The organism is Maribellus sp. CM-23, assembly GCF_021354595.1.
In the GTDB taxonomy this organism is placed as follows: Bacteria; Bacteroidota; Bacteroidia; order Bacteroidales; family Prolixibacteraceae; genus Draconibacterium.
Genome location: NZ_JADWYJ010000001.1, coordinates 1,475,155 through 1,488,740, shown reverse-complemented (window position 1 = coordinate 1,488,740; position 13,586 = coordinate 1,475,155). Strand labels below are relative to the sequence as shown.

The window sequence follows — 13,586 nt, the reverse complement described above, 5'->3', positions numbered from 1 at the left end:
TAAATTTCTGTTTCGATAAAAACAAAATAAAATGAAACTAAATGAAACTAAATGAAATTTATTCGGTTTTGAAAAGGGCTATGAGCTGAACATGGATGACATTATTATGTTGACCTTAATGCCAAGGATAGGGAATTGAATATGTTTTGTAAGGGATTGATTTATTTGTAGTTGTGTGATATTTTTTGAAATCGTTTAGGAGAAGTTATTATACTCAAAAAAGTTGTTTCGCGTTAACTTAACACATGTTTCGCTTTTTGGTAAAGTGAATGTGATGTTCCCAGTAATCGAAATTAAGTAAATTCAGGACGAGATAAGAGTATGTGATTTATTGATCTTGTAATCATGTAGTTGTGGGCTATGTGGTCGGAGTGAGTAAATTACCTTAATAGTGTTGTATTCATTTCATTTTCTTACTTTTGCTTGAAAACAAACTAAAATTATGAGAAATATCGCGCAAAGGCACAAAATTATTTTGAACGAATTGGAGAAAAAGGGATTTGTTCGTGTGCAGGATCTGAGTAAAAAGCTAAGCGTTTCGGAAGTTACGATCCGGAAGGATCTAAAGGAGCTCGAAGAAAGAAGGTTGCTGTACCGGAATCATGGCAGTGCAAGCCAGCTGAGTTCATTGATTAACGACCGGCACATTGATGAAAAGGCTAAAGTTCAGGTAGAAGAAAAAGCGCGTATAGCCGATGCGGCCAATCTGTTGCTGGAGAAAAATGACAGGATCATTATTGCCTCCGGAACAACTCTTTTGCGTTTTGCGCAGCAAATGACATTTGCCGAGCCGTTAACAGTAATTACTTCTTCGGTTAAAGTTTCGCTAACGCTTAGTTATAAGCCCAATATCGAAATAATTCAGCTGGGTGGAATTATGAGGAAAAGTTCTGCTTCGGTTATCGGCCCTCACGCAGAGTATTTCTTAAAAGATCTGACCTGTAACAAGCTTTTTATTAGTGTGGATGGTATTGACCTGGATTTTGGACTTACCACCAGTAACCTGGACGAAGCATACCTCAATAAATTTATGATAAAGGCTGCGCAGGAAGTAATTGTTCTGGCTGATTCTTCAAAGTTCGGGAAACGTGGCTTTGGTAAGATCTGCGACATGCACCAGATTCATCGGATTATTACCGATAAAAATGCTTCTCCCAATGCCATTGCCATAATGAGGGAAAAGGGGATTGAAGTGGATTTGGTTTAACCTTTTGCTTTCTGATGCTTAGTCAAGTACGATTTGGAGTCGCTTTCTGAGGCTTCCGGAAAAATCGAACAAAGAATACTCCGAGTTTCCGATGTTTGGTTTCTTTTTGATTCCGGCATCCAAAAAATCGTGGAGAAAACTATTGTCAAAGAGGTTGTCAACGATCTCGGTGAAGCTGGATAGGGAATTATTTTCGGTACTCCAGAGTGGTGATTCATCCAATTCTCCCTGTACGATTATTCTTTTTTGAAATGCATCGCATCTTTTGGCCACCAAACCGGCTGATTGAGTTTGGTTGTGCTGTGTTTTTATTATGATGAGGTCGGCCCAAAGGATGTCTTTGTCGCGAAGTTTTTCCACGCTCAAATCAATCAGTTTCTTCTCCCAGGTAATTGGAAGTTCGATGGAGATCTCGAGTAGCTCCAGCGGTGTTGCGTGTATTTTTTTTGTATTCAAGCCAAGCTTGTTCAGCCAGCTTTTAGTGGTGTTATCTTTCTCCGGATATATTAATAATGTTTTCATGTGGTGTTATATTTAAGTGTTCCTGTAGTACAAAGAAAATGTGCGGACAGAAGTATAAAAAGAATAAGGGGTTGGTGTCAAGAAAATGTGATTAAATGCCCGGAAATGGTTGGAATACCGCTTATTTGGGATTAATGGCAACTATCCCAACTCGAGAAGGTGCGAGTAAGAGATGATTGTTACTTGAATTTGTGGCGGTTTTGAAGAGTTAATGGTGGCGAAGAGCTTCTTTTACCTTTAGTGCATATTGACGCGAAACATGAATAGGTTGGGGGAAATTAAACAGCGAAAGTTCGAGTCCGTAGTTTCCGCGCGTCAGTTTCTGAACATGCTTTCGATTTACAATGTAGGAGCGATGGCAACGGATCATATCCTGGTAGCGCGCTAATTGCTCCTCGGTATTTTTTAGTGTATTCCGGATGAGTTTCTTGTTTGTTCTGCCGCCTTCTTCTTTGTACAGCACCTCAATGTAATTGTTGGCTGATTTAATCAGCAAAACCTGCTCCGATGGAATCTGGAAAAACTCTGTTTTGTTCTCCGATTCAAAATCAATCATTTCATCTCTGGTCGATTCTTTTTCCTGCTTTTGGTCGGAAGGAACAAACTGGCTGAGTTCTTCGATCTGTTTTTTTAGCATGTAAATCCGGTTGATGGTCACCATAACAGCCGCCGCTGAAATCGAGAGGATCACAATGTTGATCACGATGGGGAAATTAATGCGTACACCTCCCACATAACGGGCAAAAAACGAAAAGGCTACCGAGTTAAAGATCACAAACAGCAGGTCGATGATGATCTCTTTCTTGATGTTCCAACGTTCTTCGGAAAAGGCTTTGATGAAGATAGACGGAATAACCAGCCGAAAAATGCTTAGTAAAACCAGCGTAATAGCGCCAAAGGTGGCCAAAATAATAAGCCGGTTGTCGAAATCCGGATTCTGAATTTCGAAGGGTTGAAAAAAAAGCAGAAATAAGAAAATACCCAGACTTACCGAAGTAATGGTTCGCACATTGATCTTTAAGTTATCATTGAATGGGTATTTTTTGTTGAGTGAACTAAGCATGCCCTGGTAATATTAATGGTTAAAAAACCGCGAGCAGCAGGTTGATGTCTTTCGATGGAATGTTGAACAGGCGGCCAATGTCGTGGTTGGTAAGAATTCCCTGGTAGATATAAACGCCTTTTCTAAATCCTTTCGAAACTTTTATGTAGTTGTCAACACCTCCGTTATCGCCAATGGCCAGCAAAATCGGAATGAGAATATTGCTCATCGATATGGAAGCAGTTCGGGCCACCATGGCCGGAGAGTTAGGCACGCAATAATGTACTACGCCGTGCTTCACAAAAGTAGGATGGTTGAAATCGGTACATTCCGAAGTTTCGAAACAGCCTCCCTGGTTCATGTTGAGGTCGATAATCACAGAACCTTCCTTCATCTGCTTGATCAGCTCTTCGGAAACTTTGAATTTCGGAGGCGTATTAAACGATGCGGCACCAATCACTGCGTCGGCCGAAACCAGCGCTTTTCTCAATACCTTCGGATAAAATACCGATGTAAAAATCCGGCGCCCCAGTTTTTCTTCCAGTTTGCTCAGTTCGTAAACCGAGGTGTCAAAAACTTTTACGAAAATTCCGAGTCCAAGAGCGGCGCGGGCAGCGTATTCGGCTGCGGTGCTTGTTCCGATAATGACGAGTTCGGCAGGAGTAACCCCGGTAACTTCGCCAAACAAAACGCCTTTCCCATTCCTCGATTTGCTCAGGTATTCACTGGCAATAGTAATGGAAGTCACCCCTGCAATCTGGCTCATTTGGTGGACAAAAGGCAGAAAGCCATCTTCGTTTTCCAAGTATTCGAAAGCAATGGTGGTAACTTTCTTTTGCATCAGTTTCTGGATCGATTCCATGCTGTATGCCTGGATTTGCATGCTTGAAATAATCACCTGGTTTCCACGCAGGGAGTCAATTTCTTCGTTGCTGAATGTGGCCAGGCGCAGAATAATGTCGCATTGAAATGTTTCCTCTTTGGTTTCGACAATGATAGCACCCGCTTTCTGGAAATCTTCGTTGGTGTAGCTGACCGATTTCCCGGTGTCTTTTTCAATGTATATTTCGTGACCGTAGGAAACCAGCAGGTCTACTGCCTGCGGAGTTAAAGGCACGCGGTACTCGACTTTGGAAAAATCGGAAGGAATCCCAATTTTTAATTTCTGCCCTTTCTTGCGAACCTCCAACATTTCCTCCTTGGGCAGTAACATCGATTTGGGTATTGAAACCTTTTCCTTTGCTTTTTCCATTGCTGAAACGTAAGAATATTAAGTGCTGATTTTGACAAGAGCAATTTACAAGCAAAAGGGGAGTTTTCAAAATGAAGATTTGAAATTGTAGATTACCTTTCAGAAGAAGACCTTGGGGGTAAGTGAGGTTTGTTATTTTATTGGTAATCAGATTATTTGTGCACTTATTTGCCGGGTGCCATCTTCCGAAACTTCAATTTTAACTTCCACCATTTTCTCCGGAAGTAGTGGTTCAATCATTTCGGGCCATTCAATTAAACAATAACTGCCGCTGTAAATGTAGTCTTCATAGCCCAGGTCAAATGCTTCTTCAATGTCTTTGATGCGGTAAAAATCGAAATGGAAGATCGATTCCATCTTTGCGGTGTTGTATTCGTTGATCAGGGCGAAAGTGGGGCTGGTGATATTGTCCCGGCTTCCCAATTCCCGGCAAATAGACTGGATGAAAGTAGTTTTGCCGGCGCCCATTTTTCCGTAAAATGCAAACACCCGTTCGTCGGGAAAAATGCTGATCAGTTCTTTGGCGGCCTCTGACAGTGCAGACAGCGATTCGACTTTTCTTGAAAACATATTACTTGTACAAATTTTTGCAATAATACAAAAAGACTCAAAACTATCTTGTATCCATGTCAAAATTGGGTAAAAATCAGGGAAATGGTTGTTTTTTGTGTCTTCTTATTTCAGTAAAATGTTTTAATTTTGACGAGAATCTTTGAAATCATTTCGTTTGTGAAACGAGCCGGAAGGATTCTTGCTGAACCGGAAGATCTTTACTGGCGAGTTCCATGTTGTACCATAAAATCATTTAAAACGTAATAATATGAATATTCCTGCTGATTTGAAATACACGCAAGACCACGAATGGGTGCGCATTGAAGGTGATGTTGTTGTGGTTGGTGTTACCGATTTCGCTCAAGGTGAATTGGGTGATGTTGTTTTTGTTGAAATTGAAACAGAAGGCGAAGAGCTTGGAAAAGGCGAAACTTTTGGTACGGTAGAAGCCGTTAAAACAGTTTCGGATTTATTTATGCCTGTTGGAGGCGAAGTGTTGGAGGTTAACGAAGCTCTGGCTGACGATCCTGAACTGGTAAACAAAGATCCTTACGGTGACGGCTGGATGATTAAAGTTAAAGTAGCAGATGCAGCTGAATTGAATGAGTTGCTGGATGCTGATGCTTACAAAGCAATGATTGAAGCTTAGAAAGAACAAATCGAAGATAAAGGAAGGCGTAACTTTTAGTTGCGCCTTTTTTGTTGGAGCGGGTGATTTCGTGTAGCAAAAGTTACAATGAAAAGATTAAGTTGATTATTGACTTTTAAACGAGAGGATTGAGCTTTTATACAGAAAATGCCCGGCCAAAATAGCCGGGCATTTTTTTAGAACTTTATAATTGTCAATCAAATTATCCGATTACAAAGTCTGAGTATGTTGAATTGATTGATTTATCCGCATTTAGACGAGCCACAAGAAATACAGGTAAGACAGCCTTCCTGGTAGATTACTTCTTCCGATCCGCATTCGCCGCATTTGGCACCGTCAGCCAATGTTCCGTCTGGTATGTACTTTTTAAGCGCACGGGCTACACCGGCTTTCCACGAGTTAATGGTTTCGTTGTCAAGCTGCAGGCTGGTTACCAGTTCCACTACTTTGTGGATGGGCATGCCGTGACGCAGCGTTCCCGAAATCAGTTTCGCATAGTTCCAGTAAACCGGGTTAAACTTGTGTGACAGCCCTTCGATGGTGGTTTTATAGCCACGTTTGTTAACGTATTGGAAATCGTAGCGCGAGTTTTCTTCGTCGATCCAGCTTTTGAAAATGTATCCTTTTCCCACAGAGCGTGGCAGTAAGATTCCGTCTTCATCGTCGTGCAAACCAGTGAAAATCTCGTAAGGTTTGCCATCCGCCAATCCGATAAAGGCAATCCACTTTTCTTTGTTGTTTTGGAAGCGAACCACATCGGCTTCCAGTTTTTCCGGGCGGTGAGTTGGGAAACTGCCGTCTTTTTTCTCCGGCTTGTCGTTCGAGATAAGTACGCCTGAACGAGATCCGTCGCGGTAAACAGTAACGCCTTTACATCCGCTTTTCCATGCTTCGAAATACAGGTCTCCCACCAACTCTTCTTTAACATCGTTCGGAAGGTTGATAGTTACTGAAATCGAGTGGTCAACCCATTTTTGGATACGGCCCTGCATTCGCACTTTGTTCAGCCAGTCAACATCGTTGGAAGTGGCTTTGTAGTAGGGCGATTTCTCTACCAGTACATCCAGTTCTTCCTGGCTGTATTCGCGGCTGGTGTCGTAACCGTTGGTTTTCATCCATGTTTTGAAATGGTGATGGAATACGGTGTATTCTTCCCAGTGGTCGCCTACTTCGTCAACAAAATCAACACGAACATCTTTGTCGTTCGGGTTTACTTTCCGGCGGCGTTTGTAAACCGGCAGGAACACCGGCTCAATCCCCGACGTGGTTTGTGTCATCAAACTGGTTGTCCCGGTTGGAGCAATGGTCAGCAACGCAATATTACGGCGACCGTACTTGGTCATTTTTTCATACAAAGCAGCGTCTTCTTCTTTGATCCGGTTGATAAGCGGATTGTTCTTTTCGCGTTCTGCGTCGTAAATCGTAAACGGGCCGCGTTCTTTTGCCAAGTGAACAGAAGAGCGGTATGCCTCCACTGCGATGGTTTTGTGAATTTCAACCGAGAAATCGGTGGCATTTTCGCTTCCGTAGCGCAAACCAAGAGCTGCCAGCATATCGCCTTCAGCAGTGATCCCAATACCGGTTCTGCGCCCTTCTTTGGCTTTGCGTTGGATATTTTCCCACAGTTTTCTTTCGGTGTATTTAATTTCTTCTGCTTCCGGGTCGGCATCTACTTTCCCGATAATAGCATCGATTTTTTCCAACTCCAGGTCGATAATGTCGTCCATAATGCGCTGTGCATAGTGAACGTGTTCTTTGAACAATTCGAAGTTGAATTTTGCCTGTGGAGTAAATGGGTTCTCAACATAGGAATAGAGGTTGATGGCCAGCAAACGACAGCTGTCGTACGGGCACAACGGAATTTCTCCGCAAGGGTTGGTGGATACGGTGCGGTAACCAAGATCGGCATAACAATCCGGCACCGACTCTCTTATAATAGTATCCCAGAACAAAATGCCAGGCTCGGCAGACTGCCAGGCATTCTTGACAATCTTTTGCCAAACACGTGTAGCATCTGTTTCTTTGCTGTATATGGCTTTCCCGGTAACAGGGTACTGTTGTGTGTACGGTGTTCCGGCTTCAACAGCCTGCATAAAATCATCCTGAATTTTTACGGAAACGTTGGCTCCGGTTACTTTGCCCTGCTCCATTTTGGCGTCGATAAAGCTTTCCGAATCGGGATGTTTGATTGAAACCGACAGCATAAGTGCACCCCGGCGTCCATCCTGGGCTACTTCGCGCGTCGAGTTCGAATAACGTTCCATAAAAGGTACAATGCCGGTAGAAGTAAGCGCCGAATTCTTTACCGGTGAACCTTTGGGACGGATGTGCGAAAGGTCGTGACCAACACCGCCACGGCGTTTCATGAGTTGCACCTGCTCCTGATCAATTTTCATGATTCCGCCATACGAGTCAGAGTTGCCGTCGTTTCCAACAACAAAGCAGTTCGACAGCGATGCAATTTGGTAATCGTTTCCGATTCCTGTCATTGGTCCGCCTTGCGGAACAATGTACCTGAAGTCTTTTAATACGCTGTAAATTTCGTCTTCAGTCAGGGGGTTTGGATAGCGTTCTTCGATCCTGGCGATCTCTTTGGCCAACCTTCTGTGCATGTCGTCGGGTGTCAGTTCGAAAATATTCCCGAAAGAATCTTTCAAGGCATACTTGTTTACCCATACTCTTGCTGCCAAATCATCTCCTTTGAAGTACTCTAGCGAGGCCTTTACCGCTTCGTCCTGAGCGTAAATTTTCTTGCCCGCCGGGGCTTTTACAGATACTTCGTTTAATGCCATTTTTATTCCTATATGTGAGTTAAATAATAATAAGATTTATTCCTTGATTGCTCCAGTTTTCCGGCTTGTAGAATGTGTAATGCAAGATAGAAATGAAAACAGGATTTTGGAATTTTTTCATGAACAAATTCATCAAAAGTTATCAACTTTCAAAAGTTATTATTTTGAAAGTCAGTGATATATATGTTTGATATATGAAAAAAGTTTACCGAAATTGTAATTTTAACATACAAGAAAGGAGTATTTTTTTATAGAATCTTTGGGGAAATAATTCAATTTTTTGATGAATTTTTTTCTAACAAAAAGTATGCTAAATAAAGTTACGTGTTAAAAACTTTTTTTATGATAACTTTTGTCGATCCCACGTTTTTTTCTACATAATTCTGGCAGATACCGGAGGCTTTTTTTAGCTCATTTTTGTCTTCGAGCAGCCCGCTCAGTGCTTTGTTGAGTGAGTTTGAATCTTCAATGGGAAAAGCACCTTTTTCTTCCACCAAATCCACCGCCTCTTTAAACTTGAGGTAATTGGGGCCGAAAATAATGGGTAGTTTAAAAGTGGCAGCTTCCAGTATGTTGTGAATGCCTACGCCAAAGCCGCCGCCTATGTATGCTATGTTTCCGTACTGGTAGAGCGACGAAAGAATGCCGATCGAATCAATTATCAACACATCAAATTCTTCGATAGCGGTATTTTGGACTTTGCTGAATGAAATCGCCTTCTTTTTCAACAATTGGTGAATTCTGTTAATATTGGCGGGTGCTACCTCGTGTGGAGCCAGGATGAATTTTACGCCCCGGCTGTTGTTGATAAACGCTGCAAGCAGCTCTTCATCGGGCTTCCAGGTGCTTCCGGCAATTATTAGCGGAGAATCGCCTTTGAACTTTTCAACATTTTCGAACTTTTTTGCACTCTTGGCAATGGCAGCTACCCTGTCGAAACGGGTATCGCCGGCAATGGTGTAATTGGCAATGCCTATTTTCTCCAGCAGTTCTGCCGACTTTTCATTCTGAATAAATATGTGTTCAAAACTGAACAGCATTTTTCGGTACCATTTTCCCCACAAACTGTTCTTGAAAAAAGATTGGTTTTCGCGGAAGATGGCCGACACAATGTAGAGCGGGATGTTTCTTTGTTTTAGCTGATGAATGTAGTTGTACCAGTATTCGTATTTTACAAAGAAAGCTTTCCGGGGTTGAAGCACATCCAGGAAATACCTGACGTTGCTCTTTGTATCGAGTGGAAGGTAAGCCACCAGGTCGGCGCCATCGTAGTTTTTGCGGATCTCGTAACCCGACGGGGAAAAGAACGTGAGCGCAATTTTGTACTGGGGAAACTCTTTTTTCACTTCCTCTATAACCGGTCTGCCTTGTTCGAATTCACCCAGCGAAGCACAATGAAACCAGAGATAGTCCGCCTGGCTGTCGACGCCGGATTTTAATTGCTGTTTCCAGTTTTTTCTTCCCGAAACAAACAGTTTGGCTTTGGGATTGAACAGAGCCGCCACGCACGTGGCAAGGGCATAAAAATATATACCAAGATTATAGAGGAATGTCATAGCTTGAAGTCTAAGAAATACCGACGCTCACTTAAGTATTCGTATATCGTAATGTTGATTAAAAGCAGTAAAAACAGGTAGGCAAATTTTTCGACCGGGAAATCTGCCAGGTTGATGTTCATGGTGTGTTGTGGATTGTAATTCACGATTTCTAAACGGCTGGCTATCCCCGAAAGAATGGTAAATGGGAGGAGCGAGACAAAATAAGCCAGGTAGAATTTGGTCAGGTTTTTCCTGAAACGGTTTCTGAATACGGTGTATCCCAAATAAATGGCCGAGAGAAAAAAGGTGAAGAAACTAAACATGTTTTGGCGAAAGGTATAGGCAAGAAAGGCCAGTGCCGCAAAACCAATCAAACTGATAATTACAAAAAGACGGGGTTTCTCGAAGTTTTCAAAACGGATTTTCAGCCATTCATAAATATACACCGCCGACCAGGGAATGACAATGAACGAAAGCCATTCTTCCACCGGAACTTTCAGCCATTGGATGCCGCTTGTGTAGACCGGGTTGAAACTCCAGATGTCCATTTCGATAAAGCGGCGATCCCACATTACAAAAATGGCTCCGGCGAAAATGGTAGCCGGAATGAGGTAGCGCAAACGAAAAGCAAAGCGCACTTTATGCCGGTAGCCCAGGATTGCCGGGATGACCAGGTAGCTCAGAAGGAGCAGTAAGTAGCTAAAATTTTTGAATTCCATTTGTCTGAATTTGGGCCAAAGTTATTTAAAAATACGAAGGTATGGTAACAAAAAAAGTCATACTCTCACGCAAGATGAAAGTATGACTTTTTGTGTGGTTGAAGCAGTTTAGAACTTCATTCTGGCAGCTTTTAGCGGATCGTCTCCTTTTGAAAGCGGAGTCATCCGGAAAGAGTAGCTGTATTCTTTTGCGGTGAGGCGGTACTGGTCATGTGTCCATGCTCCCCAGCTGTCGTCGCCGCCAACGCCCATTTGTTGATAATCAATGTTCACCGAAGTCAGGTCGCGGGGTTGAACGTCGGTGGTGTGGCGGTTCTCCACGGTAATGCCTTCCACCTGGCGTCCGTCGGTACGCTCCATCGATTCAAAATCTTCCAGAATGTTGTGGTGAGCACTTACTTCCAGCAGAGGCATTCCGGTAAACAGCAAGCCGTTTCCTTCGTTGTCGGTAATGGTCATCCAGCGAACATCGGTTTTGTTGCCGTTTTCCTGCGGACGGAGATAAGCCCAGTACTGATCGGCCACACTTCCGTTGTACAAGCCAACAAAGGCGCCTGATTTCCGGTCGCAATATGATTCCTGCGGTCCGCGGCCCAGCCAGCTCATTTGGTCGAACTTGCGTGGCATTACCAGGTTCATTCCCATTTTTACGATTTCAGGAAGATCTTTGCCGGTCATTTTAAAATGATTGTTTACAACTACATCTCCCGTTCCGTAAACGGTGTAAGTTGAATTGTAGGAAGCAATTTTGGCTCCTTCATCATTTACGAGATCGAATACGAATTCTACCTGAACTTCTGAGCTGCCGTTCTTTTTTACATTGGTCTTTACCACTTTGCGGTTTTCGCCTGCTTTTCTCCACACCCGCGAGCGTTTGTGCAGGTTGTTGCCAAAGTCGTTATCAATCGGTGCTCTCCAGAAATTGGGAACAGGCCCGCTTGTCAGTAATTCGGTTTCGCCTTTTTTGTAGCTGGAAACGATTCCGGCTTTCTTATTGAATGCAATGCTAAAGCCTTCGCCTGAAACAGTTGTATTGTCATCACCGTCGGTTAACTCCAATGCAGGAATATCTTTCACATTCACTTTTGCAACCGGTTCGAAAACGGGTAATTCAAATTGTTCGGCCGCCAGTTCGGTACCAGCTTCTACCAGGCTCCAGTCTTTTTTTAGTTTGGCTTTCAGGGTAAGGAAGTATTCAACTCCTGGTTCCGGAGTAAGGCTGTAATCGATGGTAGATGTCTGCGATGCGCCCGGTTCGAGGTCGATTTCGCCCAAACTGCCGTTGTCCAGCATCTTGCCATCGCCGGTAACTTCCCATACAAAGTCAAATGCTGATAAGTTCAGGAAAGCATATTTGTTTTGAATGGAAATTTTCCCGGAGGTCAGATCTTCTGCTTTAAAGGCTATGTGCTGATATACTTTCTTTACTTCCAGCAGATGTGGTTTTACAGTGCGGTCTGGATTTACGAGCCCGTTGTTGCAGAAGTTGCCGTCGGAAGGAACGTTTTCGGGGCCAAAATCGCCACCGTAAGCCCAGTATTCTTCGCCTTTTTCGTTGGTGGTTAACAAGCCCTGATCAACCCAGTCCCAAATAAATCCTCCCTGGAGAGCCGGATATTTTTCAATCACATCCCAGTAATCCTGAAGGTTGCCGACACTGTTGCCCATGGCATGTGCGTATTCGCATTGGATCAACGGTCTTTTCGGATTGCTTTCGGCATATTTGATCATACCATCGATTCGCATGTACATCGGGCAAACAATATCGGTATTTCTTTCCAGTTCTGCCCGTTCGTACTGAACTGTTCGTGTGCTGTCAACCGATTTCAGGTAATCGTAAGTAGTTTCGAAATTAATTCCGTTACCTGCTTCGTTCCCGAGCGACCAGGTTACAATGCAGGGCTGGTTTTTGTCGCGTTCGAACATGTTTTTTGTGCGGAACATGTGCGCTGCTTTCCAAACAGTGTCTTTCGCCAGCGATTCAGGTCCGTAGCCCATTCCGTGCGATTCGATGTTGGCTTCGTCGATGATGTACAAACCGAATTTGTTGCACAGGTCGTACCACAGTTCCGGTTGCGGGTAGTGTGAAGTGCGAACCGCATTGATGTTGTTTTCTTTCATGGTTTTAATATCCAGCAACATCGTGGCTTTGTCCTGAACGTGGCCTGTTTTGTCGTTGTGTTCGTGCAGATTGACGCCTTTCATATACACATACTGGCCGTTAACCAGCAGGTGTCCGTCTTTTATTTCCACCCTTCTGAAACCCACTTCCTGGCGAATAAGCTCCACAATTCCTTTTTTATTTCGCAAGGTGATCATCAATTCATAAAGATTGGGTATTTCTGCCGACCATTGTTTTACGTTCTCAATTTCGGCTTCAAATGCAACATTGGTTTCGCTTGTCGTCTCTGTGAATTCCCTGATAAGCGTTCCATTGTCCGAAAGTGCAGCTTCTACGGTCAGTTCAGCATCGTTTTGCAGCTCGATGTTCAGGCTGAATAAGCCGTTTTTAAAAGAGTCGTCGAGGTTGGAGCCAACGCTGAAATCCTTCAGTGCCTGATTGCCCCGGGCCACCAGGTACACGTCGCGCGTAATACCGCTTAAACGCCAGAAATCCTGGTCTTCGAGGTAGGAGCCGTCGCACCAGCGAAATACTTCAACGGCCATGGTGTTTTTCCCCGATTTCAGGAAGGGAGTAATATCGAATTCCATGGGCGTTTTGCTGTCTTCGCTGTAGCCAACGTATTGTTCGTTCACCCAAAGACTGAGGCTGGCACCGGCAGCGCCAAAATGCGCGATCACCTGTTTGTTTTTCCAGTTGGCCGGAATTTCAAAGGTCCGTTTGTACGAGCCCACCGGGTTATAGTCGTCGGTAATAAGCGGCGGGGTTGTATTGTGCGGATATTTTACGTTGGTATAAATCGGATAGTCGTAACCCTTCATCTGCCAGTTCGATGGTACTTCAATTTGGTCCCAGGAACGGGTGTCGAAATCGTTTTTGAAAAACCAGAAAGGACGTTCCGCGGGGTTATTTGCCAGGTGAAACTGCCACATCCCGTTCAGCGACTGTATCAGCGGCGATTGCCACTTGTCTTCCGTGCGTGCCTGTTCGGTTGCAGTAAACGGTATAAACGAAGCTCGTGGCTCCAGTCTGTTGACGTCGTTGATGGTCGGGTCTTCCCACGGTTTGGGCGATGGTTCCTCAAAAGGAACGTTGGAATAATCGGTATACTGGTTACAGGAGGCCATAATAAGCAATGCCAGCACCAGCATGAAAGCAGGTAAGTGTTTCATGGTAACTGAGTTTAGATAA

10 protein-coding genes are annotated in these 13,586 nt (G+C 43.8%); 2 read left to right on the top strand and 8 right to left on the bottom strand.

Annotated elements, in window-relative coordinates:
• The first annotated feature begins 442 nt into the window (after positions 1–442).
• On the top strand, positions 443–1,207 hold the full coding sequence (locus tag INQ51_RS05925) for a DeoR/GlpR family DNA-binding transcription regulator (protein ID WP_233376959.1): 765 nt from the start codon (positions 443–445) through the stop codon (positions 1,205–1,207).
• Positions 1,208–1,225: 18 nt separating this feature from the next.
• On the opposite strand, the gene INQ51_RS05920 is transcribed toward INQ51_RS05925, so the two are convergent.
• The 4 genes from INQ51_RS05920 to tsaE all read right to left on the bottom strand — a co-directional run bounded on the left by INQ51_RS05920 (position 1,226) and on the right by tsaE (position 4,593).
• A complete protein-coding gene (locus INQ51_RS05920) occupies positions 1,226–1,729 on the bottom strand; it encodes a hypothetical protein (RefSeq protein WP_233376958.1) in 504 nt (167 codons plus the stop codon).
• A gap of 208 nt (positions 1,730–1,937) precedes the next feature.
• Positions 1,938–2,792 (bottom strand): LytR/AlgR family response regulator transcription factor, encoded by an 855-nt coding sequence (locus INQ51_RS05915; protein ID WP_233376957.1) that lies wholly within the window; start codon positions 2,790–2,792, stop codon positions 1,938–1,940.
• Positions 2,793–2,811: 19 nt separating this feature from the next.
• Positions 2,812–4,023 (bottom strand): alanine dehydrogenase, encoded by a 1,212-nt coding sequence (locus INQ51_RS05910; protein ID WP_233376956.1) that lies wholly within the window; start codon positions 4,021–4,023, stop codon positions 2,812–2,814.
• Between the two features lie 147 nt (positions 4,024–4,170).
• The gene (gene tsaE / locus INQ51_RS05905; RefSeq protein ID WP_233376955.1) at positions 4,171–4,593 is read right to left on the bottom strand and encodes a tRNA (adenosine(37)-N6)-threonylcarbamoyltransferase complex ATPase subunit type 1 TsaE; all 423 of its coding nucleotides are present in this window, start codon (positions 4,591–4,593) and stop codon (positions 4,171–4,173) included.
• Between the two features lie 250 nt (positions 4,594–4,843).
• On the opposite strand from tsaE, the gene gcvH reads away from it, so the two are divergent.
• Positions 4,844–5,224 (top strand): glycine cleavage system protein GcvH, encoded by a 381-nt coding sequence (gcvH, locus tag INQ51_RS05900; RefSeq protein ID WP_233376954.1) that lies wholly within the window; start codon positions 4,844–4,846, stop codon positions 5,222–5,224.
• 242 nt (positions 5,225–5,466) lie between these two features.
• Here the strand turns inward: gcvH and INQ51_RS05895 are convergent, their stop codons facing one another.
• The 4 genes from INQ51_RS05895 to INQ51_RS05880 all read right to left on the bottom strand — a co-directional run bounded on the left by INQ51_RS05895 (position 5,467) and on the right by INQ51_RS05880 (position 13,567).
• Positions 5,467–8,016, bottom strand: a complete 2,550-nt coding sequence (locus tag INQ51_RS05895; RefSeq protein ID WP_233376953.1) for an adenosylcobalamin-dependent ribonucleoside-diphosphate reductase — start codon at positions 8,014–8,016, stop codon at positions 5,467–5,469.
• 320 nt (positions 8,017–8,336) lie between these two features.
• Positions 8,337–9,572: a 3-deoxy-D-manno-octulosonic acid transferase gene (locus INQ51_RS05890; protein ID WP_233376952.1), complete on the bottom strand. Its 1,236-nt coding sequence runs from the start codon at positions 9,570–9,572 to the stop codon at positions 8,337–8,339.
• Positions 9,569–10,273 carry a lycopene cyclase domain-containing protein gene (locus INQ51_RS05885; protein ID WP_233376951.1) on the bottom strand — a complete coding sequence of 235 codons (705 nt, stop codon included), beginning with the start codon at positions 10,271–10,273 and terminating at the stop codon, positions 9,569–9,571. Before INQ51_RS05885 ends, INQ51_RS05890 begins: the two co-directional genes overlap by 4 nt.
• 108 nt (positions 10,274–10,381) lie before the next feature.
• Positions 10,382–13,567, bottom strand: coding sequence for a glycoside hydrolase family 2 TIM barrel-domain containing protein (locus INQ51_RS05880; RefSeq protein WP_233376950.1), 3,186 nt, complete (start codon positions 13,565–13,567; stop codon positions 10,382–10,384).
• Positions 13,568–13,586 lie beyond the last annotated feature (19 nt).